This is a genomic window from Aidingimonas halophila (assembly GCF_900106955.1).
Classification (GTDB): domain Bacteria; phylum Pseudomonadota; class Gammaproteobacteria; order Pseudomonadales; family Halomonadaceae; genus Aidingimonas; species Aidingimonas halophila.
The window spans coordinates 380671-402440 of the sequence record NZ_FNNI01000003.1 but is presented as its reverse complement, the minus strand read 5'-3'; the positions used below and the strand labels follow the sequence as shown (position 1 = coordinate 402440).

The window sequence follows — 21770 nt, the reverse complement described above, 5'->3', positions numbered from 1 at the left end:
ACGACAAGAGGAGACAATTCATGGCCCGTGCCCAGGCTCCTGAACCGCGGCAAACCCTGGACCCCGACCGAGTGGCCCAGTGGCTGGCCCGTCACCCCGACTTTTTCGTCGGTCGCGAGGGGTTGTTACAACAGCTCAAGGTGCCTCACCCTGAAACCCAGGGGGCCACATCGTTGCTCGAACGCCTGGTCCATGATCTTCGCCGACGTGCCGAGGTCGCGGAAGAACGCCTGGAACAGTTGCTTGAGTCGGCCCGCCAGAATGAAGTCCATTATCGCCGCATGCGGGAACTGGTCCTGGCGCTGCTCGAAGCCGAAGACAATGACGCCCTGGCCCAGGCAGTGGCCACGCAGTTGAGTGAGCGATTCCAGATCTCGTCGATCGCTCTCTGGTGCCCTCCCGCGTTGACCGACAGCGAACCGCAGCCACCGCAGCCCCCCCGTCACATACTGGACAATAGCGTGGCACCGCGGCTGTCGGCATTGCTCGATGGGCGTTCCAGCCGCTGTACCAAACTAACGATCAGTGACTGGAAACGTTTGCTGCCACATATCAAGCCACCAGGTCAGGCCGGCTCATGTGCCATCACGCATTTACCGCTTGGCGAGTCGTCAGGCTACCTGGTCCTGGCCGATGCCGACCCCGACCATTTCCGCGCCAGCCTGGACACCCTGTTCATCGAGTATCTGGGCGAAATACTGTCACGGTTGATGTTACGTCTCGGTGGACAACCCCATGACAGATGACTCGCCACTGATCACTGATCTGGCACCCTTTTTCACTACCTTGGCCCAGCGCGCCAGCCCGGCGACCGTGACGGCCTATCGGCACGACATCGCGGCGCTGGTCGACTTCCTGAGTGCGCATGATGTGAGCGACTGGAGCGAGCTGGATGCCGGCATGCTGCGCCGTTTTCTCGGCCAGGAGCGCAGCCGTGGACTGGCCCCCCGAAGCCTGGCCAGGCGCCGGTCCGCCATCTCACGTTTGGCCGATCATCTGGTTCAGCAAGGCCAGCTCAGCCATAACCCGATGACCCTGACACAAGCACCTCGACAACCCCGTCACCTGCCACATCCAGTGGATGTGGACCGGCTGCAGCGATTCCTGGACACACCGCACGACGATACGCCCCTCGCACGGCGCGATCAGGCCATGCTGGAGCTGCTTTACTCCAGCGGGTTACGTTTGGCCGAATTGGCCGCACTGGATCTCGATCACCTGCAAAGACAGCGTGTCCGGGTGATCGGCAAAGGCGGAAAACCCCGTCAGGTCCCGGTCGGCCGGCGTGCCCAAAGCGCTTTAGCAGCCTGGCTGGCCTTGCGCAGCAGTATCGCCCGCACCGATGAGAGCGCCCTGTTCGTCGGCACTCACGGTCATCGTCTGGGTCATCGAGCCATCCAGCAGCGGCTGGCCAAACTCGCCAGGGAGCGCGGTCTGGCAGAACACCTGCATCCGCATCGCTTGCGTCACTCCTTCGCCAGCCATTTACTCGAATCGAGTCAAGACCTGCGTGCCGTTCAGGAACTGCTCGGTCACGCCAATCTGTCAACGACGCAAGTCTACACTCGCCTGGACTGGCAGCACCTGGCAGCCAGCTATGACGCAGCGCACCCACGAGCACGCCGACGCCGGAAACAAGACACCGATCTTGATCATTGACCCATGACTCTCGATACGCTCACATTCGACCTTGATGACACCCTCTGGGATAACCAACCGATCATGGAGCATGCCGAACTCGGTCACTTCACCTGGCTCAACGAGGCCCTGTCGGCGCGATTTCCCGAATTGACCACGACGCAGGGGAGTTTCGCCGATCACTTTCCCCTCGAAAGCTACCTGGCAAGGCGTCAGGACATTGCACGTCTTTATCCCACCCGTCGTAGCGACTTCACCTGGATTCGTCGGCATGCGCTATTCGACAGCCTCATCGATTACGGGCTTTCGTCCCAGGACGCTCGCCACTGGAGCGACGCTGCCATCGAACGGCTACTGGAGCTACGACATCAGTTGCGCCCGTTTGAAGGCGTGGAGTCGCTACTGAAAACGCTCACTCAACGTTATCGCTTAGGGGCGATCACTAATGGTAATGCCGACCTGAAACGCCTTTCGCTCGACGCTCACTTCGACATCATCGTTTCGGCGGGAGAAATGCACATGCCCAAACCGGAACCAGCCCCCTTCCTGTTTGCTCTGGACCGGCTCGGCAGCACGCCCGACACGGCCATGCACATCGGCGATTCCTGGAAGGAGGATGTACTGCCGGCGCATCAGCTGGGCATGCAAGTGGCCTGGATCGCCCCCCTGGGCAGTACGACAGATTCGTTGCCTGCAAGGGTCCACCGCCTGGCCCATGTCAATGAGCTACCTGGATTATTGGCTCGGCTCGCTGCATGACGGCACGCGATCGTGCAGCCACTCATCGAGCTGCTGACGCGCCTGATCGATCCCCTGACGCTTGAGTGCCGAAAACAGCTGCAGACTGACCAGATCCTCCCATTCTCGCAAACGATCACGTACCTGTTGCAGGGCTTGCTTGGCGGCGCCGCTCTTGAGTTTGTCCGCCTTGGTCAAAAGAATATGGACCGGCATGTCTCGGTCATCAGCCCACCCCAACATCATTTGGTCGAATTCACTTAAGGGGTGTCGTACGTCCATGATGAGCATCAGCCCCTGTAGCGATGTGCGGCGGTGCAAATAGTCAGCCAAGTGGTGCTGCCATTCCTGTTTGACCGCCTCCGGCACTTTGGCATAGCCATACCCGGGTAGGTCCACCAACCGCTGATCGCTTTCGTTCTGCAGGGTGAAAAAATTGATCAATTGCGTGCGTCCCGGGGTCTTCGATGTACGTGCCAACGCTTTCTGTCCCGTCAAGGCGTTGATGGCACTGGACTTACCGGCATTGGAGCGGCCGGCGAAAGCCACTTCAACGCCTGTATCGGGGGGACACTGCGCCAGCGTGGGTGCGCTGGTGAGAAAGGCGGCGGTTTGATAATTGAGGCGTGACATGGGACAACTCGCTATCTGGAAAAGCTCACAGGAGCAGGCACAAACGGCACCGCCGGGCTTGACTTCGCGTTACCGAGCGGATTCGTTATAATCGCCACATTCGAATCCGCTTGTTGGTGCACAAGCAGTTGACGGGGAAACGCAAAGTGTATCACCCCCTTTGCGGTGACTCGACTCCCGCAGCAAGCACGACAGCTACCGGCCAAGCAGGTGGAACCGATACCGCGAGAGGCCATCACGACAATATCTAACAACCAACAGCACAATGGACTAGCGATGAGACAGTTACTGGCAAGCCTGGCAATTACCCTTAGCGCCCTGGGCGTCGCCCATGCCCAAGAGGGAGACCCTTCCAACGGCGAGGAACTGGCACAGGAATGTGCCTCCTGCCATGGAGAGAATGGCATCAGCTCATCCGGTGACTTTCCCAGCTTGGCTGGCCAAAAAACCGCCTACGTGGCCGAGCAGATTCTTGATATCCGGGATGGTGAACGCGAAGTTCCCGAGATGGCCGGACAGGTCGACGACTATTCCGAACAGGATGCCTGGGACGTCGCCGCCTATTATGCCGAGATGGAGCCCAATATTGGCGAGGCGAAGGACGATGCTGAATTGCTCGAACGCGGCGAAGAGCTGTATCGTGCCGGCGATGCCTCACAAGGTCTACCTGCCTGCACGGCTTGTCATGGCCCCACCGGGGACGGCATCAATAGTGCCGGCTATCCGGCGCTATCCGGTCAGCAGCCCGGCTATACGGTCTCGACGCTACAAGACTTTGCCTCGGGTGAACGTAGCAACGACGACAACGGCATCATGAGGGATATTGCTTCCAAAATGAGTGAAGAGGACATGGAGGCTGTCGCCAACTATCTGTTCGGCTTGCATTGACCTCATCCACTACCGCTTGGTTGGGGAACCCGAGGCGATTTACAGGCTCAAAGGGGCGGAGTGCTACCTGTCTTCGCTTGGTTTACGGCAGACAATAGGTGTGGGCAGACGGTCGTTTAGTGTTTTCAAGGAGAGTTCTGCATGTTCAAGCCATTGATGATTGCCTTGATGGGAATCAGCTTGTCCTCCCCGGTAACTGCCGATCTGGTTGAGGGAGAGGATTATACCGAGCTCGACGAAGCCGTCGAAACATCGGTCGACGATGACCAGATCGAGGTAACGGAAGCCTTCTGGTACGGCTGCCCACATTGTTACAACCTCGAAGAGCCGCTCAACGAGTGGGTCGCTGAGCAACCCGACGATGTCGTGTTCACACGCACGCCGGCCACGATGGGAGGCGACTGGAACCAACACGCGGCCGCCTTTTACGCCGCCCGGGAGTTGGGCATTCTCGATGACTTGCACGATGACTTCTTTACGGCCATTCATGAAGAGGGGCGCTCACTGACCAGTGAAGATGATCTTGCTGACTTCTTCAGCGATTACGGAGTCAGCGAGGAAGACGCCCGTAATGCATTGAACTCGTTCGATGTCAAAAGTCAGGTCAACCGCGCTCATGCCCGTATGCGCGCCTATGAACTGACGGGTGTACCTGCGCTGGTCATCGATGGTCGCTACGTCATCACTCCCTCCAGCGCCGGAGGGCTGGACGCCATGCCCGAGATTGCCGGTGAGCTGGTCGACAAGGTTCGTGAGGAACGGAGCGAGTAGACACATGACCCGGGCCGAGGCCGCCGTACCGTCGCGTTCGCACGACCATCTGCGCCTGCTAACGTTCAATCTGCAAGTCGGCATCCAGACCTCGGCCTACCATCACTATGTCACCCGTAGCTGGCAGCACCTCCTGCCTCATCCAAGACGGCTCGGTCGACTCGATCTGGTCAGCGAGGTGCTCGAACCATTCGATATCGTCGGGTTGCAGGAAGTCGATGGCGGCAGCTTTCGCTCCGGCAACGTCAACCAGGTGGATTATCTGGCAAGACGGGCGGGCTTTCCTCACCACTTCCAACAACTCAACCGCAACCTCGGCCGGGTGGCCCAACATAGCAACGGACTCCTGTCCCGGTTACGCCCCACACGCGTGGAGGAGCACAGCCTGCCAGGCACGCTCCCCGGCCGCGGGGCCATCCATGCGCGGTATGGTGATGGCGATGAGGCCTTGCACCTGTTCGTCGCTCACTTGGCGCTTAGCCACAAGGGCCGCATTCGCCAGCTCGATTATCTCAGCGAAATCATTCAACCGCTGAAACATGTCGTGGTCATGGGCGACCTCAACTGCACGCCCGAGCAACTGCATGCTCACCCGCGTTTCTGTGCATCGCTGCCACTGCATCCGGTTCGCCCGGCATTAAGCTACCCTTCCTGGCAACCCCGACGCGCACTGGACCACATCCTGCTCTCGGAATCCCTGGTGGCCGATGACATCCAGGTCCTGGACCAACTGTTTTCCGACCATCTCCCCATCGCCGTCAACATCCGTCTCCCCGAAGCTTGTCACCCTTGGCTGGCCACCTCTCACGCGTTCTGAGCCGATCGCCTCTACTGGATCGATTTCCCTGCAAAGGGATGACGAACGTTTCGTGATCGGCGATGATGCGCACCCTATTACCCCAATAAGACATTGAATCACGTCATGGAACGCACGATGCGACACTCTGCCCTGCTGTCCCGGCTGGACACGTTCACCGAGTGCTTGGGACGCGCCGTATCCTGGCTGCTGTTGATCATGATGCTGGTGCAGTTCGCCATCGTCATACTGCGCTACGCCTTCAATATCAACAGTATCGTTGCTCAAGAGTCCGTCATGTTTCTGCATGCTGTCGTCTTCATGCTGGCTGCAAGCTACACCCTCAAGCATGACGGTCATGTACGGGTGGACATCTTCTATCGGCGTCTGTCCATGCGAGGGCGCGCCTGGATCGACCTGTTGGGCACACTGCTACTCCTGTTTCCGGTACTGATCTTCATCGCCGCCTCGAGCCTGGGCTATGTCGCCAAGAGCTGGGCCATTCTGGAACGCTCGCCTGATAGCGGCATTCCCGTTGTTTTCCTTCTGAAAAGCCTGATTCTGGTCATGGTCGTGCTGCTGTCACTCCAGGGCATCGCCCAGATGATACGTCAGGTCATGATGCTGCGCGGCCGCATGCCAAGCATCGATACGGACAAGGAGAACCACAACAGTGCTTGAATTCATGCCCTTGATTCTTTTCGCCACCGTCTGCGCCGTTTTGATGCTTGGTTACCCCGTGGCACTGTCGCTGGCCGGCACGGCGCTGGCATTCGCCGGCTTGGGTCTCGGGCTTGAAAGCCTGAATATCGGCGTGCCTTTTGAGCCGAGCTTAATGGCCGCGATGCCCAACCGGCTCTACGGGATCATGACCAACCAGACGCTCCTGGCCGTACCGCTATTCATCCTAATGGGAGTGCTACTCGAGAAGTCGCGGGTAGCAGAGACCCTGCTCGATGCCATGACGCTGCTGTTCGGCAATCTTCGCGGCGGGCTCGGGATTGCCGTCACGCTGGTCGGTATGCTCATGGCCGCCTCCACAGGCATTGTCGGTGCCACGGTCGTGACCATGGGACTGCTGTCGCTACCCACCATGATGAAACGGGGTTACGACCCCGCGCTGGCGACGGGGACTATCTGTGCGACGGGCACCCTGGGCCAGATCATTCCTCCATCGATTGCACTGATTCTTCTCGGTGATGTCCTCTCCAATGCGTATCAGGAAGCGCAATTGGCGATGGGGATTTTCAGCCCGGAAACGGTATCTGTCGGTGACCTGTTCATGGGCGCCCTTGTTCCCGGCTTACTCCTGGTGGTTCTTTATGCCATCTATCTACTGATCGTTGCCTGGCGACGACCGGCTCTCGCCCCATTGAGTGACCGGGAAACGTTGATGCGTGACCTCGGCCATACGGGTCGGCTTTGGCCATTGCTGTTCAAGGGGTTGTTGCCACCGGTAATATTGATCATAGCGGTGCTGGGCTCGATTCTCGGGGGGCTGGCCACACCGACCGAAGCCTCTTCAGTAGGGGCTTTCGGTGCGCTGGTGCTGGCATTGGTCAAACGCCAGCTCGACCTGGCCACGTTTCGCGACGTCTTGCATAGCACAGCGCGTGTTACCAGTATGGTATTCCTCATCCTGATCGGCGCCACGTTGTTTTCCCTGGTTTTCCGCGCTTACGGCGGTGAAGAACTGGTTTCCGAGTTGTTCGATGCCATGCCTGGCGGCGTGCTGGGCGCCACCTTGATCACCATGGTGGTGATCTTTTTACTCGGCTTCATCCTCGATTTTATCGAGATCACCTTTGTCGTGGTGCCCATCATCGGCCCGGCGTTGCTGGCCATGGGGCTGGATCCCGTCTGGCTGGGCATCATGATCGCCGTCAATCTACAAACCTCATTTCTGACGCCGCCATTTGGGTTTGCTCTTTTCTATCTTCGTGGGGTCACGCCGGACCATATTCCCACATCGGCCATTTACCGCGGCGTGATCCCCTTCATCGTGCTGCAACTGGCCATGCTCGGCGCCTTGGCCGGCTTTCCACAGCTCGCCACCTGGCTCCCTTCGATACTATAGACCACGACACATCAGTGCCGATATCGCGCAAGGATCAAGATGACATCATCCCAAGCAATCGCCAATGTACTGACCATCGCCGGCTCTGATCCGAGCGGCGGTGCCGGCATTCAGGCCGACCTCAAGACCTTTTCCGCCCTGGGGACGTATGGCACAAGTGTCATCACGGCCCTCACGGCGCAGAATACATGCGGTGTCACTGGCGTTCACCCCATTCCCACCGATTTCATCGCCGCCCAGCTCGACACCTTGATGGAAGACGTACCGCTTGCTGGCGTCAAGATCGGTATGGTAGCCAGCCGTGAGGTTGCCGTGACGATCCGCGAAACACTCGAGAAACGACGGCCGCGCTGGATCGTGCTGGATCCTGTCATGGTCGCGAAAAGTGGCGACGTGCTGGTCGATGATGTAGGCATTCAGGCGGTGCGGGAACTTCTGGTCCCGCTGGCCGACCTCATCACCCCCAATCTCCCTGAGGCAGCCGTGCTTCTGGAAAGCGACACGCCACGGGATCGCCAGGCCATGGAGGCACTTCTGCCTCAGTTGATCCGTCTGGGTGCCGAGAACGTGCTGCTCAAGGGAGGCCACCTGCAGGAGGACCGCTGCCCGGACCTGTTGGGGGGAAATACTCCGCAACAGTGGCTGGATATGCCTCGGGTTCCGACCAATAATCTCCACGGTACCGGATGCTCGCTCTCCTCGGCCATTACCGCCTATCTGGCGCGCGGAAACGATCTTCCCTCGGCCGTCGAGGCCGCCAAACGCTGGCTCTGCGATGCACTGCAAGCCAGTGAACGCCTCCATATCGGCAAAGGGCACGGGCCCGTGCATCATTTCCATGCATGGTGGTAATTGCACGTCTATGCAGACTTGCGGGTCTCGCCAACTGGCACCATGCTGAACAGTGCTTGGTGGTCTCAGCGGCTCCGTGTTGAAGGGAGAGAAATCATCATGACCCGCACCCTGTTGTTCGCCTGCGATCTGTCGGAAGAAAACCGTTCTGCCTATGCACGCGCGATTCGGCTCGCGCATGAGAACGGGCTGCGCCTGGATATCATCCATGTTCTCGATCCCCATCTTCCCAAGCTGGCATTACGGGATCTTGAGCAAGCGGTCGTCGAGGAAATGCAGTCATTGATGACAGATATCCGTGAGGACTATGCGCTTCCCGCCCCGCCTTGCTTGACTCAGACCGTCGCTGGCGCTCCCTATGCCGAGATCATTCGCGAGGCTCACGAACGTGATGCCGATATGATCGTTCTCGGCGCCCACCGCAAGCGGGGACAACCCGACCTGGTCGCCGGCACCACCTTGGCCAGGGTATTGCGTGGCGCACCATGCCCGGTTCTCTCGGTCAGTCATCTGGCGACACAGGACTGGAATGACATTCTCGTGCCCATCGATTTTTCCCTGACCTGCCGTCACACATTGCGTGAGACGCTCAAGCGCTTTCCCGATGCCCGGTTGACATTACTGCACGCCTGGGATCTGCCCGGTGAACGCGAGCTCGGCTCCGACAGCGATTATGCCCGCTGGCGGGACCGACAGGTGGAACGCCTGCGAATGCAGCTGGAAAACGAAATCGAACGGCTGATGGCCGAACTGGACGCCGTCCCTGAACTGGAGCTCGAACTCGAGCAGGGTGATCCACTCGACGTCCTGATGGGTCGTCTGCGTCAGCAGCCGCCCGATCTGCTGGCCCTCGGCTGCCGCGGACAGAAGGGACGCCAGAGCCAGTTGACCGAACAGCTGCTTTCCGAACCTCACTGCGACATCATGGTGTGTCGCGCCTGGTAGATGCCCCTCCCCTATCCCATCCAGCGTGTTACGCTGCCATTTTTTCCTGTCATGGTAGATGGATAAGCGATGAAGGCATTGATCCAGCGCGTCGAACGGGCCAGCGTCGAGGTCCACGGCGACACCGTCGGAGCCATTGATCATGGAATATTGGCACTGATCGGCGTCGAGAAAGCAGATGACGAATCGCATGCCGAGAGGCTGCTGCACAGGCTGCTTCACTACCGGATCTTCAGTGACGACGCAGGCCGGATGAACCGGAACCTCCAGCAGGTGGAAGGCGGTCTGTTACTGGTTTCACAATTCACCCTGGCCGCTGATACACGGAAAGGATTGCGCCCCAGTTTTTCCAGCGCCGCACCGCCCGATGCCGGTGAGCGACTATTCACTTATCTGTCGGCACTCGCCATGGAGGCATGGCCGAATGTTGCGTTTGGTGAATACGGCGCCGATATGCAGGTCTCGCTGGTCAATGACGGGCCGGTGACGTTTCTTCTGGAAACCTAGCGGCAAACGCGCTGTATGGACGATCTGCCTTACCTCAATGTCCGTTCCAGCTGTTCCAGCTCTTCTTCGGCGGCCAACCACTGCTGTTCCAGAGTATCGAGCTGACTCTGGAGCTCCCCCTGACGTGTCAGTGCCTCGGTGAGCTCTTCCTTGCGCGCACTATCAGTGTAAAGTTCGGCATCCGCCAACTGGGCTTCCACTTCACCAAGCGACGCCTCGATATCGGACATGCGCTTTTCAATTCGGTCACGCTCGCGCTTCAGAGGACGGAGCCTATCGCGACGTTCAGCAGCAGCACGGCGCTCAGCCTTGCGGTCGACACGCGGTGGCGCCGCCTCACGTTTTTCATCACGCGTCTCGCGGCGAGTTGCCTCCAGCCGGGCCTTGAGCCAGATACGGTAATCCTCGAGATCGCCATCGAACGGTGTGACCCGGTGGTCGGCGACACGCCAGAATTCGTCGACCGTCGCACGCAGGAGATGTCGATCGTGGGACACGACGATGACCGTTCCCTCGAAACTGGCCAATGCTTCCGTCAACGCCTCACGCATCTCCAGGTCCAGATGGTTGGTCGGCTCATCCAACAGCAACAGGTTGGGCTTCTGCCAAGCCACCAGCGCCAGTGCCAAGCGGGCTTTTTCCCCGCCCGAAAACCGGCCGACCTCACCGAATACATCATCGCCGTGAAAACCGAATCCGCCCAGAAAATTGCGGATCGACTGGTCGCTCTCGCCAGGCGAGAGTCGCTGTACATGCAGGAAGGGAGTCGCGGAGAGGTCCAGCCCTTCGATCTGGTGTTGGGCAAAATAGCCAATCACCAGATTCTCACCCGGGATGCGCTGGCCGGACAGCAAAGGCAACTCCCCCGTCAACGACTTGATCAGGGTCGACTTGCCCGCCCCGTTCGGTCCCAGCAGTCCAATGCGCTGGCCAGGCATAAGGCTGAGCCGGACTTGCTCCAACTGCACATGGACGCCTGTTTCACTGCGGTAGCCAAGATTGGCCTCATCCAGCACCAGCAAAGGATTGGAGGTCTTGTCCGCCGCCGGCAGGGAGAAGTGAAACGGGGAATCGACATGCGCAACGGCGATGGTCTCCATGCGCTCCAGCATCTTCAACCGACTCTGCGCCTGTCGTGCCTTGGTTGCTTTGTAGCGAAACCGCGCCACGAAACGCTCGATCTCTTCACGACGGGCCTGCTGCTTGGCCGCTTCTGCTTGCTGCTGAGCCAATTTTTCGGCGCGCGTATGTTCGAAAAGGGTGTAATTGCCGCGATACGTCACCAGTTGGCCATGATCGAAATGCACGATGTGGTCACACACTGCATCAAGGAAATCGCGATCGTGAGAAATCAGCAGCAAGGTTCCTGGATAGCGGATCAGCCACTGTTCCAGCCATAGCAGGGCATCGAGATCGAGGTGGTTGGTCGGTTCGTCAAGCAATAACAGGTCGGAGGGCATGAACAGCGTTCGCGCCAGATTGACACGCATGCGCCAGCCACCGGAGAAATCGGCCAAGGGTCGTTCGAGATCGGCTTGCTCAAAACCAAGCCCCACCAACAGCTGTGACGCTCTGGCACGGGCACTGTACCCATCAAGCGCTTCGATCCGCCCATGCAGGTGCGCCTCGCGATGGACATCATCCTCCGTCCGGGATTGCTCCAGCGCGCGCTCGGTTTCACGCAATTCGTGATCGCCATCGAGGACATAGTCGACGATGGCACGGTCCAGGACCCCGACCTCCTGGTCCATATGGGCAATCCGCTGCCCCCCGGACATCTCGACCTCGCCCTTGTCGGGCGCCAATTCACCGAGGAGTAACTGGAACAGACTCGACTTGCCTGCACCATTGGGACCGACGATTCCCGCCTTGTGGCCATCGTGCAGGGTCAGCTCGGCATTCTCGAACAGCTTGAGCGTGCCGCGTTGCAGGGATAGATGGCGCAGTGCGATCATGCCAACTCCATATCTAGCGCGTATAGTACCGCCGTCGGGTCGACGAAGGGGCGACAATTCGTGAATTCTACCGCAATCTCCCGGTCACTGCGGACCCATCCTCTGTGGGAATATGCCTTGGCGCTATATTCTTCCGACGGCGTCGAGGCAAGCTGTCTGGTTCTGCAGGACGAGGGCGGTACCGATGTCTGCGAATTACTGTGGCTATGCTGGTTGAACCGCCATGGCTTGACCACGACGGAGGATATCGAGGGACATCTGGCCGCAGTCCGCCAGTGGCAAGCAGATATGACGCACCCGTTACGGCATCGGCGCCGTACTCTCAAGGAGGCCACGAAAAATCAGGCATCACGTGCGGAATTGAGACAGGCGCTCAAGCATGCTGAACTGCTTGCTGAACGCGAAGCCCTGCTTCTTCTACAGGACCTTGCCGAACATGGGGGCGGCACACGCCTTCTGCATCAAGAGGATCCGCCACTATCCCGGCGTCTGGCGCAATGGTTGCCACACCCCAAGGAATGCCTCTCCAGGTCACTGGAAGAAGCACTCATGACATTGTCAATGACCAGCACTGTCTTGACCCTCCCCCCATCCCGCGCTAGCCTCAATTGAGTAAAGGGTACTGATTTTCCTGTATTTCAGTCGCCGGATGCGACTGAACGTTCTCGCAACACAATTAAGGGGAAGACAACAATGAAAGGCCAAAAACTGCTTACCTTCGCCAGTGTGGGCGCATTGATGTGCGGCTTGTCCGCTGCGGCCAATGCTGCCGAATGGAAATACGCCCACGAGGAGTATGAAGGCGATGTTCAGGACGTCTTCGCCTATGCCTTCAAAGAGTATGTCGAGGAGAACTCCGATCACACCGTGACGGTATACCGCTTCGGCGAACTCGGCGAATCCGATGACATCATGGAGCAAACGCAAAACGGCATTCTCCAGTTCGTCAACCAGTCGCCCGGCTTTACCGGCTCATTGATCCCCGAAGCACAGATCTTCTTCATCCCCTACCTGCTTCCCACCGATGAAGAGACCGTGATCGAGTTCTTCGATGAGAGCAAGGCCATCAACGAGATGTTCCCCGAGCTCTACGCCGAACAAGGGCTCGAGTTGCTGAGCATGTATCCGGAAGGGGAGATGGTGATCACGCTGGATGAGCAAGTCAGCTCTCCGGAAGAGCTTGAAGGCAAGAAGATCCGTACCATGACCAACCCATTGCTAGCGGAAACGTACAGGGCCTTCGGCGCGACGCCGACACCGCTGCCGTGGGGCGAAGTGTACGGTGGGCTGCAGACCGGCACGATCGATGGCCAGGAGAACCCCATCTTCTGGATCGAATCCGGTGAGCTCTACGAAGTCTCACCCCACCTGCTGTATACCGGCCATGGCTGGTTCACGACGGCCATGATGGCCAACCAGGATTTCTACGAAGGCTTGTCCGACGAAGACAAGGAGCTGGTTCAGGACGCCACCGATGCGGCCTATGACCATACTATCGAGCATATCCAAGGGCTGGCTGAAGAGTCACTGGAAAAGATCAAGGAAGACTCCGACGAAGTCACCGTTACGCGCCTGGATGAAGAGCAGATCGAAGCCTTCCGCGAACGGGCGCCGCAAGTCGAGGATGAGTTCCTCGAGATGACTGGCGAGAAAGGCGAGGAACTGCTCGAACAGTTCAAGGCAGATCTGGAAGCGGTCACCGAAGACTGATCGTCATCGTTTGAATGCCGTGACTCAAAGGGGCAGTCGCACTGACTGCCCCTTTTTGCATGGCGCATTCGCTCGAACGTACAACAAACGTTGACGATTCATCCACGGCGGTCGACAGGTTTCCATTAGCCTTTACCTTATACAACCGGCAAGTCATGACCGCGAGGAGACTCACTCCATGTCCGAAGATGACTCGGAAAAACACTATCGCTCGAGCCTGCCCGGCTTTCTGGGCACCATAGATACTGTCATCAGTCGCATCGAGTCCGTCATGCTGGCAGCCGGTGTGCTATTGATGGCTACCAATACCATGGCCAACGTGCTCAGCCGCTTCATCCTGGGCTCCAGCATTTATTTTTCAGAGGAGATCAACCGGATCCTGATCGTTCTGATCACGTTTGCCGGTATCGGCTATGCCGCTCGGCATGGCCGCCATATCCGCATGTCGGCATTCTACGACATGCTCCCTACAGGCGGACGTCGGGCACTGATGATCGTCATTACATTGTTCACGTCGGTCATCATGTTTTTCCTGTGTTATTACTCGATACTTTACGTGATCGACCTCTATGGCAAGGGACGGGTGCTCCCGGCATTAAGCATCCCCATCTTTCTGATCTACCTTTGGGTCCCCATCGGTTTCCTGGTAACCGGCATTCAGTATCTCCTCACGGCCATCAAGAACATGAGATCCCGTGACGTCTATCTATCCACGGAAATCGTGGATGGTTACAAGGACACCGAAAAGGAAGTGTAACCCCGATAACTCTGCGGCTGGTTTAGAGGACACACGGAATGACCACCATCATCATCGGCACCATGATCGGCCTGCTCCTACTGGGCTTCCCCATGATGATCCCGCTGATCACCGCAGCGGCGATCGGCTTCTACATGACATTCAATGGGTTCGACAACATGGGGACCCTCGTCCAACAGATGATGGCCGGTATTCGACCGACCTCGTTGATTGCCGTGCCCATGTTCATACTGGCGGCGGACATCATGACTCGTGGCCAGTCGGCGTCACGCCTGATCAACATGGTCATGGCGTTTATCGGCCACATCAAGGGCGGTCTGGCGGTCAGTACCGCCACTTCCTGCACACTCTTCGGGGCCGTCTCGGGCTCCACCCAGGCGACCGTGGTCGCGGTGGGCTCCGCGCTTCGCCCTCGGCTACTCAAGGCAGGCTACTCGGACCCCTTCACACTGGCATTGATCATCAACTCCAGTGATATCGCCTTTCTGATTCCGCCGAGTATCGGCATGATCATTTACGGCGTCGTCTCGGGCACGTCCATCGGCGAGCTTTTCATTGCCGGTATCGGCCCGGGGCTTTTGATCCTTCTGCTCTTTTCGATTTATTGCGTCATTTATGCCATCTTCGCCAAGGTACCGACAGAACCCAAATCCAGTTGGGGCGAGCGCCTGTCGGCCATACGCCAGGCCTTATGGCCATTGGGCTTTCCCGTCCTGATCGTCGGTGGTATCTATGGCGGCATATTCAGCCCGACCGAGGCAGCCGCCGCCTGTGTCATGTATGCGTTGATACTGGAGTTCGGTGTCTTCCGCTCCCTGAGTGCCCCCGATATCTACGCTATCGCCAAGTCCACCGGGCTCATCACGGCAGTGGTCTTCATCCTCGTCGCCGCCGGCAATGGCTTCTCGTGGATCATTTCGTTTGCCCAGATTCCGCAGGCCATCCTGGAAGCCGTGGGGGTCAATCAAGCCGGGCCGACAGGCGTGTTGATCATCCTGTCGATCGCTTTCTTCATTGCCTGTATGTTCGTCGACCCGATCGTCGTCATCCTCGTACTCACACCAATCTTTACGCCTGCGATTGAAGCCACCGGCCTGGACCCTGTGCTCGTGGGCATCCTGATCACCTTGCAGGTAGCAATCGGCTCCGCCACGCCCCCATTCGGATGTGATATTTTCACGGCCATCGCCATCTTCAAACGTCCCTACATGGAAGTCATTCGTGGTACCCCCCCGTTCGTCTTGTTGCTGGTGCTGGCCGCTGCGCTGCTGATCACGTTCCCGCAGATTGCCTTGTTCCTGCGCGATCTTGCCTACGCCTGATCCGCTCTTAGGGAGGATGCCATGTTTCATAAGATTCTGGTGCCGGTGGATGGCTCGAAAGGGGCCCTGGCTGCCCTGGACAAGGCAGTCGAATTACAGAAGCTCTGTGGCGCCGAACTCTACATCCTGTGCGTGTTCAAGCATCACAGCCTTCTGGAGGCATCGCTATCCATGGTGCGACCCGCCCAGTTGGATATCCCGGATGATGCGCTCAAGGATTACGCCACCGAAATCGCCGTACAGGCCAAGTCACGCGCTATCGAGTTGGGCTCCCCCTCGGTTCGCGCTTTCGTCAAGGGTGGCCGCCCTTCCAGCACGATCGTTCGATTTGCCAAAAAACGTGGCGTCGACCTGATCGTTATCGGGTCACAGGGCACCAATGGGGATAAAGCGGCGTTATTGGGCAGTGTGTCACAACGGGTCACCTCGACGGCGAAATGCCCCACGTTGGTGGTATGACGTCCACATTACCGGTGCACGAGGCAAGACTCGCTGCTAGAGTTCGAGGTCCGATGCCAAATTACCCAAAGGGGCTTGAATGAAAACACCCACTTTCACCGTATGCCTTGTCACATCATTGGGCATGATGCCCCTGGCCAACGCCGATGCCTTACAAAGCGACGAGGAAAAACTCAGTTATAGCCTGGGGGTCACCTTGGGACAGAGTCTCCTGCAGGATATCGATGAACTCGACATCGATGCATTCACCCAGGCGATCGAGGACGTCTATGCCGAGAATGCTCTCGCCATGAGTGAAGAGGAAATGGCCACAACGCTCAGCCGTTTTCAGGAGGAGGCCATGGCCGAGCGTCAGTCCGAAGCCAATCAGGCGGCCCAGGCCAACCAGGAAGAGGGCCAGCGTTTTCTCGCGGACAATGCCGAGAAAGAGGGTGTCGAGGTCACGGAGTCCGGCTTGCAGTATCGCGTCATGGAATCAGGCGACGGGGCCAGCCCTACCGCTGACGACACCGTGGAAGTCCACTATGAAGGCAAACTGCTGGATGGCACGGTATTCGACAGCTCGTATGAACGCGATGAACCGGTCAGCTTTCGTGTCGACCAGGTCATCGAAGGGTGGCAGGAAGCCCTTCAGATGATGAGCGTCGGCGATACCTGGATGGTTTATATACCTGCCGAGCTCGGCTATGGAGCTCAGGGGCAAGGCCCCATTGGTCCCAACGAAACCCTGACATTCAAGATCGAGCTGCTTGATATCGAGGAGTGATCATCAGATCTCCTGCGCGTCAAACTCTTCTTCCAATGTGTCAATCAGGCGATTGGCGGCCGGAGAATACAGTACCTCACTGAGTATCTCACCATTGCGGTCGACCAGAAATAGCGAGGCTGTATGGTCGACCGTATACTCCATCTCGGAATCCTGAACGTCGACTTTCCGCCAGGAAACACCATAGCGATCGGCGAGGTCGTTCAACTCCGCCTCGCCACCGGGACGAACACCGATAAAGCGATCACCGAACGCACTGATGTACTCGTCCAGACGTTCCAGCGTATCGCGCTCCGGATCCACAGTGACCAAGATGGGTACGATACGGTCGGCTCTGTCCGCCTCCAGACGCTGTAACGCCTGTCGAATCACCGATAGCGACATCGGACAGACATCGGGGCAATTCGTGAAACCGAAGAACATCACTCCGATCTCGCCCTCTTCCATATCGGACAGCGAGAACTCACCACGGGTCGAAGGCAGCGTGAAACCTCCACCTTCCGGCTCACCATCGTCGGCAAGGTATTGTTGATACCCCCACCCCCCGGCAGCTACGGCAATCAACACGATGGCCAGGACGATCAACACACTCTTGCGGCGTCGTTGAATCATGTTTTCCTCGTTATATCGAAATCGAACCAGCTACCTTTTTGCCCGTCATCGGTCTCGACGATCACCTGGGCACGCCAGGGTACGACATGCTCGGTCCCCGCATGCAACCGCCCCTCACCGCGAAACACGCCATCGCCATGCTCTTCCAGTTCAACACGGTGGACTCCAACCGCCATGTCCCGACCGACGAATTCCACCGTCACGGCGCTTGCCTCCACCCCCTCCAATTCCACGGTCATCGGCATAGGGGACGAGATCTCGATTGTCTCATCAATACGGAACGTCATCTCGGCGTGCAATCCCAGCGCCGCTCGACAAGCTCCCTGATGCAGATTGCAAGGGGTCTTGGGCGGATACCAGGTCATGTGTTCGCTGCTACCCCGCATATAATAATCGACAAGATACCAAGCGGCGACGACCACGGTCACCAGAGTCACGACAATCAACCAGTTCAACAGCGGCGACCTGGGCGCGTCATCGTCCGTCGTTCGCAAGGAATGAGACATGGCAGGGAACCCCCTCCTTTATGACAGCATTTGACGATAAGCTTATCAGCAATGACGAAAATACGATGGTCGACCCGATAACCGACAACACACTCACACCAAGGAGATTCCATGACCGGCGTCGACGATGCGCTAGGCCCACTTTTCCTGCTGATTCTACTGGGTGCGGTACTCGGCTGGCGACGTTGGCCAGGTGGCGATTTCTGGCCGCGAATGGAAGGTGTCATCTACTACCTGCTGTTTCCCGCCATGCTGGTCTCGACGCTGGCAACCGCGAATGTCGACGATGTGCCGCTCGGACGTCTTGCCATTGCCTTGCTCGGCGTCATGATCGGATTCGCGCTCCTGCTTTGGCGAAGCCAACACTGGCTAGGGCTCGATGGTGCAACGTTCACTTCCGTCTTCCAGGGCGCACTGCGATTCAATACCTATGTCGGAGTCGCCGGTGCGGCGGCCATACATGGCAGCAGTGGCGCCACCGTTGCCGCCGTCGCCGTGGCACTGATGGTACCCGTCGTCAATATCCTATGTGTCGCCAGCTTCATCGCCGCAGGCACCCTCGGCCGCGCCGGCCTGGGGCGCAGTCTGCTGGCGCTGATTCGCAACCCATTGATTCTTGCCTGTGTACTGGGAATTGTCCTGAATCTGACCGGTACTGGCCTCCCCGGCTGGAGTGGCCGGGCCATCGATCTGCTTGGCGATGCTGCCTTGCCGCTGGGCTTGGTGGCCGTCGGTGTCGCGCTGAGACCACACTCGCTGATGCGACAGGACCGCGGTGTCTGGACCGCCAACCTCATCAAACTGGTGCTGACCCCCGCCCTGGTGCTTGGCCTGACCTTCCTGCTACGACTGGACCCCGTCAGCCGCGACGTGGCATTGCTTTTCGCCGCGCTTCCCACTGCCACGTCGGCTTATATCCTCGCGCGCCAGCTTGGTGGTGATGCCGATTTGATGGCTGCGCTTATCACCGGCCAGACATTATTGGCCATGATCACGCTGCCCATCTGGCTGCTGTTGACGGGATGAAACCATACGGACGATATCGAGAATAAAATCTGAATAAAAAAAATTCTCGTTACGCTTGACGAATCAAATGAGAATGATTATCTTAACAACCGTGGCGTTTAGCTAACGCCGCAAGCCATACAGAGAATGTCAGGTTCCCTGCTATGGTTTCTCCTCATCAAGCTAGTCACGGTCTTGACGGCGGCTCCATCGAGTCGCCGTTTTTTTATCGGTCACCATGCCAAGGACCCCGCTTTATCAAGCGGTCCCGCAACATGGTTGCCAGGGCGTCGACCGCCTGTCGGGAATCGCGATTGATGCGTTTCGAGAAATACAACCCAGCTTCACAGCTCGACAAGGGCGGTAGACCTTCCGCCTCTCCCAGGATACGCATGGCCGTGGATACCCGTTCCCGATCGAGTACGCTAATGGCCAATCCGGATGCCACTGCCGTTTCCACGGCGTGAATGCTGGAACTGGTAAAAACGGGATACCAGGCACGCTGACAACGCTCCAGGGCTTCCAGGGCGAGCGCACGATATGGACATTGCTCGGTATGCAGGGCAAGGAGGAGCGCTTGGTCAGCCACCTCGTTCATACGCACTTCACGGCCTGCCACCCAGACGGGAGACGTTTTCCACAACGGCTCGCCACCCTGCAACCGGTGCGGCCGGTCCAGCATGATCGCCATCGCCAACTCGCCCGCCTCGATCAATCGTGCCAGCTCACCGCTGGGCGCCGTCACCGTCTCCAGCAAGACATCGGGATGCTGCGCCAGGAATTCCGGCAGCACCTCTCCCACCATGGCACTGGCATAGTCTTCAGGCATACCGAAAAGGACCCTGCCACTCAATCCCCGGCCCGTGAAACGGGCCATCAGCGCATCATGCTGGCGTAATAGTGCGCGGACCTCCCGCAGCAACGATTCACCCGCCGGCGTCAGACTCACCCCACGCGCACCACGAACCATCAAACGAGTATCCAGCACCCTCTCCAAACGCTTGATCTGCATGCTCAGGGCGCTCACGGTGCGGTGGCGTTGCGTCGCCGCACCGGCCAATGACCCCTGTTGGGCCACTGCCTGAAAACTGCGCAATAACTCGATATCCAGTGCTGCCGATGAGACTTCAACCATATTTGACTCTCTATGCAAAAAATATCGATTCATTGAAAACAGTAACCGATTCACAATCGCCTCGCCATCAGTAACAGGAGCGAGGCCATGATTCATCGACTGTCCCCAGGTCAATATCTTATCGCCGCAGGTTTCGTCGTGTGCTGGAGCAGTGGATTCGTCGGTGCGCGTCTGGCAATGGAATCGCCGATGCCGGTATTGGGGCTTTTTGCCTGGCGTTTCTTGCTGGCCTGCATACTGGTGACCACCTGGTGCTGGCTACGTGGCCGCTCCGCATCGACACAGGACATTGCTCATGAGGCCGTGATTGGCAGCTTGACGATGGGCGGTTATCTATTGGGCGTGACGTTGGCCATCGAGTTCGGTGTCAGTGCCGGCATCACCGCACTCATCGCTGCCCTTCAGCCTTTATTGGCTGCGGCTCTGGCAGGCCCCTGGCTGGGGGAGCGGCTTTCCCGACAGGGCTGGCTCGGCATGGCAATCGCCACGATCGGCGTGACGTTCTGTGTCATTGATGATATCGGGAATGGTACCCAGACACCCTTGTGGGCCTATGCATTGCCACTGGCGTCAGTCGTCTCCGTGACCCTGGGAAGTTTGCTGTCGGCCCGACGCCCCACGTCGCTGCCACTGGACTGGACCCTGGCCAGTCAACTGGGGGCCACGACGATCATTTTCACGGTGGCGACCCTGATTGCGGGAGGCGGTCGATTGACCACGCCGTCACTGGATGGCGTGACGCTGACCGCCGTCGTCTGGTTGATCGTACTATCGAGCCTGGGAGGCTACGGTTTCTTCGTCACCAGCCTGCGTCGTCTGGGTGTCACCCTGACATCGACACTGGTCTATCTGACACCTCCGGTGACATTGGTTTGGGCAGCAACCTTGTTCGGTGAAATGCCTGGCGGGCAGGGGATCGCCGGTATGGGAATCGCCATTGTCGGTGTCGGTCTGGCTATTCGCAACGCGCGTAAATCAGATCCCAGACATCATGCCCGAGACGCTCGCCACGCGCCTCGAACTTGGTCAATGGGCGAAACGCGGGACGCGGCACAAAAGGAAACGTCTCCTTGTCCGCCACATTGCGATAGCCCGAGGCGTTCTGCATGACTTCCGCCATGTGCTCGGCATAGTTTTCCCAGTCAGTCGCCATGTGCAGAATGCCGCCGGGTTTGAGTCGGGTTCGGACCAGTTCGATGAATGCCGGTTGCACGATTCTGCGTTTGTGGTGTTTCTTTTTCGGCCAGGGGTCGGGGAAGAACAACTGCAGTGCGTCGATGGTCTCAGGTGCAATTCCCTCCTCCAGCACGCGAACCGCATCATCGCGATAGACTCGAACATTGGTCAGCCCACGCTTGTCCGCTTCGTCTAGCAGTTTACCGACACCCGGTGCATGAACCTCAACCCCCAGAAAATCCAGCTCGGGATGGGATTCGGCCTGCTCGATCAGCGACCCTCCCATACCGAAGCCGATCTCGACGACACGGGGAGCCTGACGGCCGAATACGCGGTCCAGATCCGGCCTCTCCCCCTCCAACGTTAATCCGAGACGAGGCCAGACTTCGTCGAGCCCCCGTGTCTGGGCTGCGGTCATTCGGCCCGCCCGCAACACATAGCTCTTGATGCCACGTCGATGGCGTGGCGACGCTGTCTCGGTACTGTCATTGGAGATATCGGTCATGCGGTGTGCAACTCAGT

The 21770-nt window shown here is 58.5% G+C and carries 24 protein-coding genes and 1 pseudogene; 19 read left to right on the top strand and 6 right to left on the bottom strand.

All coding sequences use genetic code 11. The features are described 5' to 3' along the window. Positions 1–20 precede the first annotated feature (20 nt). The 3 genes from BLW01_RS07870 to BLW01_RS07860 are packed head-to-tail and all read left to right on the top strand — an operon-like array spanning position 21 to position 2397. Positions 21–746 carry a DUF484 family protein gene (locus BLW01_RS07870; protein WP_092568943.1) on the top strand — a complete coding sequence of 242 codons (726 nt, stop codon included), beginning with the start codon at positions 21–23 and terminating at the stop codon, positions 744–746. Further along, the gene (locus tag BLW01_RS07865) at positions 736–1659 is read left to right on the top strand and encodes a tyrosine recombinase XerC (protein WP_092568942.1); all 924 of its coding nucleotides are present in this window, start codon (positions 736–738) and stop codon (positions 1657–1659) included. Before BLW01_RS07870 ends, BLW01_RS07865 begins: the two co-directional genes overlap by 11 nt. A 3-nt stretch (positions 1660–1662) precedes the next feature. Further along, complete coding sequence (locus tag BLW01_RS07860; protein ID WP_092568941.1) at positions 1663–2397, top strand: HAD family hydrolase; 735 nt, start codon at positions 1663–1665, stop codon at positions 2395–2397. Here BLW01_RS07860 and yihA read toward each other — a convergent pair. Continuing rightward, positions 2374–3009, bottom strand: a complete 636-nt coding sequence (gene yihA, locus BLW01_RS07855) for a ribosome biogenesis GTP-binding protein YihA/YsxC (protein ID WP_092568940.1) — start codon at positions 3007–3009, stop codon at positions 2374–2376. The genes BLW01_RS07860 and yihA overlap by 24 nt on opposite strands. A gap of 276 nt (positions 3010–3285) precedes the next feature. Here yihA and BLW01_RS07850 point away from each other — a divergent pair, with 276 nt between their 5' ends. The 8 genes from BLW01_RS07850 to dtd all read left to right on the top strand — a co-directional run bounded on the left by BLW01_RS07850 (position 3286) and on the right by dtd (position 9845). Beyond that, the gene (locus BLW01_RS07850; RefSeq protein WP_092568939.1) at positions 3286–3897 is read left to right on the top strand and encodes a c-type cytochrome; all 612 of its coding nucleotides are present in this window, start codon (positions 3286–3288) and stop codon (positions 3895–3897) included. 141 nt (positions 3898–4038) lie between these two features. Beyond that, complete coding sequence (locus BLW01_RS07845; protein WP_092568938.1) at positions 4039–4668, top strand: thiol:disulfide interchange protein DsbA/DsbL; 630 nt, start codon at positions 4039–4041, stop codon at positions 4666–4668. A gap of 4 nt (positions 4669–4672) precedes the next feature. After that, positions 4673–5485 carry an endonuclease/exonuclease/phosphatase family protein gene (locus tag BLW01_RS07840; protein ID WP_092568937.1) on the top strand — a complete coding sequence of 271 codons (813 nt, stop codon included), beginning with the start codon at positions 4673–4675 and terminating at the stop codon, positions 5483–5485. Between the two features lie 105 nt (positions 5486–5590). Continuing rightward, the gene (locus BLW01_RS07835; RefSeq protein WP_092568936.1) at positions 5591–6145 is read left to right on the top strand and encodes a TRAP transporter small permease subunit; all 555 of its coding nucleotides are present in this window, start codon (positions 5591–5593) and stop codon (positions 6143–6145) included. After that, complete coding sequence (locus BLW01_RS07830; RefSeq protein ID WP_229806501.1) at positions 6138–7541, top strand: TRAP transporter large permease; 1404 nt, start codon at positions 6138–6140, stop codon at positions 7539–7541. Before BLW01_RS07835 ends, BLW01_RS07830 begins: the two co-directional genes overlap by 8 nt. A 39-nt stretch (positions 7542–7580) precedes the next feature. Then, positions 7581–8393 (top strand): bifunctional hydroxymethylpyrimidine kinase/phosphomethylpyrimidine kinase, encoded by an 813-nt coding sequence (gene thiD, locus BLW01_RS07825; RefSeq protein ID WP_092568935.1) that lies wholly within the window; start codon positions 7581–7583, stop codon positions 8391–8393. A 99-nt stretch (positions 8394–8492) separates the two neighbouring features. Beyond that, a complete protein-coding gene (locus BLW01_RS07820) occupies positions 8493–9338 on the top strand; it encodes a universal stress protein (protein WP_092568934.1) in 846 nt (281 codons plus the stop codon). A 69-nt stretch (positions 9339–9407) separates the two neighbouring features. Then, positions 9408–9845, top strand: a complete 438-nt coding sequence (dtd, locus tag BLW01_RS07815; protein ID WP_092568933.1) for a D-aminoacyl-tRNA deacylase — start codon at positions 9408–9410, stop codon at positions 9843–9845. 29 nt (positions 9846–9874) lie between these two features. Here the strand turns inward: dtd and BLW01_RS07810 are convergent, their stop codons facing one another. After that, positions 9875–11800: an ABC-F family ATP-binding cassette domain-containing protein gene (locus BLW01_RS07810; RefSeq protein WP_092568932.1), complete on the bottom strand. Its 1926-nt coding sequence runs from the start codon at positions 11798–11800 to the stop codon at positions 9875–9877. A gap of 60 nt (positions 11801–11860) precedes the next feature. Between BLW01_RS07810 and BLW01_RS07805 the strand changes: the two genes are divergently transcribed. The 6 genes from BLW01_RS07805 to bamJ all read left to right on the top strand — a co-directional run bounded on the left by BLW01_RS07805 (position 11861) and on the right by bamJ (position 16814). Then, a complete protein-coding gene (locus tag BLW01_RS07805) occupies positions 11861–12412 on the top strand; it encodes a TIGR02444 family protein (protein ID WP_175529795.1) in 552 nt (183 codons plus the stop codon). A gap of 81 nt (positions 12413–12493) precedes the next feature. Beyond that, on the top strand, positions 12494–13510 hold the full coding sequence (locus BLW01_RS07800; protein ID WP_092568930.1) for a TRAP transporter substrate-binding protein: 1017 nt from the start codon (positions 12494–12496) through the stop codon (positions 13508–13510). 178 nt (positions 13511–13688) lie between these two features. Next, on the top strand, positions 13689–14267 hold the full coding sequence (locus BLW01_RS07795) for a TRAP transporter small permease (protein ID WP_092568929.1): 579 nt from the start codon (positions 13689–13691) through the stop codon (positions 14265–14267). 38 nt (positions 14268–14305) lie between these two features. After that, positions 14306–15589, top strand: a complete 1284-nt coding sequence (locus BLW01_RS07790) for a TRAP transporter large permease (protein WP_092568928.1) — start codon at positions 14306–14308, stop codon at positions 15587–15589. A gap of 21 nt (positions 15590–15610) precedes the next feature. Continuing rightward, a complete protein-coding gene (locus BLW01_RS07785; protein ID WP_092568927.1) occupies positions 15611–16048 on the top strand; it encodes a universal stress protein in 438 nt (145 codons plus the stop codon). Between the two features lie 79 nt (positions 16049–16127). Continuing rightward, the gene (gene bamJ, locus BLW01_RS07780; RefSeq protein ID WP_092568926.1) at positions 16128–16814 is read left to right on the top strand and encodes a BamJ family beta-barrel-assembly machinery protein; all 687 of its coding nucleotides are present in this window, start codon (positions 16128–16130) and stop codon (positions 16812–16814) included. 3 nt (positions 16815–16817) lie between these two features. Here bamJ and BLW01_RS07775 read toward each other — a convergent pair whose 3' ends face one another. Then, a complete protein-coding gene (locus tag BLW01_RS07775) occupies positions 16818–17426 on the bottom strand; it encodes an SCO family protein (RefSeq protein ID WP_092568925.1) in 609 nt (202 codons plus the stop codon). Beyond that, entirely contained in the window at positions 17423–17932 is a 510-nt protein-coding gene (locus BLW01_RS07770) for a FixH family protein (protein WP_229806500.1), read from the bottom strand. Before BLW01_RS07770 ends, BLW01_RS07775 begins: the two co-directional genes overlap by 4 nt. A 111-nt stretch (positions 17933–18043) precedes the next feature. Between BLW01_RS07770 and BLW01_RS07765 the strand changes: the two genes are divergently transcribed. Then, positions 18044–18958 carry an AEC family transporter gene (locus tag BLW01_RS07765; protein ID WP_092568924.1) on the top strand — a complete coding sequence of 305 codons (915 nt, stop codon included), beginning with the start codon at positions 18044–18046 and terminating at the stop codon, positions 18956–18958. Between the two features lie 205 nt (positions 18959–19163). Here BLW01_RS07765 and BLW01_RS07760 read toward each other — a convergent pair whose 3' ends face one another. Further along, on the bottom strand, positions 19164–20072 hold the full coding sequence (locus tag BLW01_RS07760) for a LysR family transcriptional regulator (protein WP_092568923.1): 909 nt from the start codon (positions 20070–20072) through the stop codon (positions 19164–19166). A gap of 87 nt (positions 20073–20159) precedes the next feature. Between BLW01_RS07760 and BLW01_RS07755 the strand changes: the two are divergent. Next, positions 20160–21017: pseudogene (locus tag BLW01_RS07755) on the top strand (DMT family transporter); the annotation flags it as partial. Between the two features lie 10 nt (positions 21018–21027). Here the strand turns inward: BLW01_RS07755 and trmB are convergent. After that, positions 21028–21753 carry a tRNA (guanosine(46)-N7)-methyltransferase TrmB gene (gene trmB / locus BLW01_RS18685; RefSeq protein WP_092568921.1) on the bottom strand — a complete coding sequence of 242 codons (726 nt, stop codon included), beginning with the start codon at positions 21751–21753 and terminating at the stop codon, positions 21028–21030. Positions 21754–21770: the final 17 nt, after the last annotated feature.

Coding starts and splice junctions, on each gene's coding strand:
- BLW01_RS07870 (WP_092568943.1), top strand. CDS start 21: ATGGCCCGTGCCCAGGCTCCTGAACCGCGGCAAACCCTGGACCCCGAC.
- BLW01_RS07865 (WP_092568942.1), top strand. CDS start 736: ATGACAGATGACTCGCCACTGATCACTGATCTGGCACCCTTTTTCACT.
- BLW01_RS07860 (WP_092568941.1), top strand. CDS start 1,663: ATGACTCTCGATACGCTCACATTCGACCTTGATGACACCCTCTGGGAT.
- yihA (WP_092568940.1), bottom strand. CDS start 3,009: ATGTCACGCCTCAATTATCAAACCGCCGCCTTTCTCACCAGCGCACCC.
- BLW01_RS07850 (WP_092568939.1), top strand. CDS start 3,286: ATGAGACAGTTACTGGCAAGCCTGGCAATTACCCTTAGCGCCCTGGGC.
- BLW01_RS07845 (WP_092568938.1), top strand. CDS start 4,039: ATGTTCAAGCCATTGATGATTGCCTTGATGGGAATCAGCTTGTCCTCC.
- BLW01_RS07840 (WP_092568937.1), top strand. CDS start 4,673: ATGACCCGGGCCGAGGCCGCCGTACCGTCGCGTTCGCACGACCATCTG.
- BLW01_RS07835 (WP_092568936.1), top strand. CDS start 5,591: ATGGAACGCACGATGCGACACTCTGCCCTGCTGTCCCGGCTGGACACG.
- thiD (WP_092568935.1), top strand. CDS start 7,581: ATGACATCATCCCAAGCAATCGCCAATGTACTGACCATCGCCGGCTCT.
- BLW01_RS07820 (WP_092568934.1), top strand. CDS start 8,493: ATGACCCGCACCCTGTTGTTCGCCTGCGATCTGTCGGAAGAAAACCGT.
- dtd (WP_092568933.1), top strand. CDS start 9,408: ATGAAGGCATTGATCCAGCGCGTCGAACGGGCCAGCGTCGAGGTCCAC.
- BLW01_RS07810 (WP_092568932.1), bottom strand. CDS start 11,800: ATGATCGCACTGCGCCATCTATCCCTGCAACGCGGCACGCTCAAGCTG.
- BLW01_RS07800 (WP_092568930.1), top strand. CDS start 12,494: ATGAAAGGCCAAAAACTGCTTACCTTCGCCAGTGTGGGCGCATTGATG.
- BLW01_RS07795 (WP_092568929.1), top strand. CDS start 13,689: ATGTCCGAAGATGACTCGGAAAAACACTATCGCTCGAGCCTGCCCGGC.
- BLW01_RS07790 (WP_092568928.1), top strand. CDS start 14,306: ATGACCACCATCATCATCGGCACCATGATCGGCCTGCTCCTACTGGGC.
- BLW01_RS07785 (WP_092568927.1), top strand. CDS start 15,611: ATGTTTCATAAGATTCTGGTGCCGGTGGATGGCTCGAAAGGGGCCCTG.
- bamJ (WP_092568926.1), top strand. CDS start 16,128: ATGAAAACACCCACTTTCACCGTATGCCTTGTCACATCATTGGGCATG.
- BLW01_RS07775 (WP_092568925.1), bottom strand. CDS start 17,426: ATGATTCAACGACGCCGCAAGAGTGTGTTGATCGTCCTGGCCATCGTG.
- BLW01_RS07770 (WP_229806500.1), bottom strand. CDS start 17,932: ATGTCTCATTCCTTGCGAACGACGGACGATGACGCGCCCAGGTCGCCG.
- BLW01_RS07765 (WP_092568924.1), top strand. CDS start 18,044: ATGACCGGCGTCGACGATGCGCTAGGCCCACTTTTCCTGCTGATTCTA.
- BLW01_RS07760 (WP_092568923.1), bottom strand. CDS start 20,072: ATGGTTGAAGTCTCATCGGCAGCACTGGATATCGAGTTATTGCGCAGT.
- trmB (WP_092568921.1), bottom strand. CDS start 21,753: ATGACCGATATCTCCAATGACAGTACCGAGACAGCGTCGCCACGCCAT.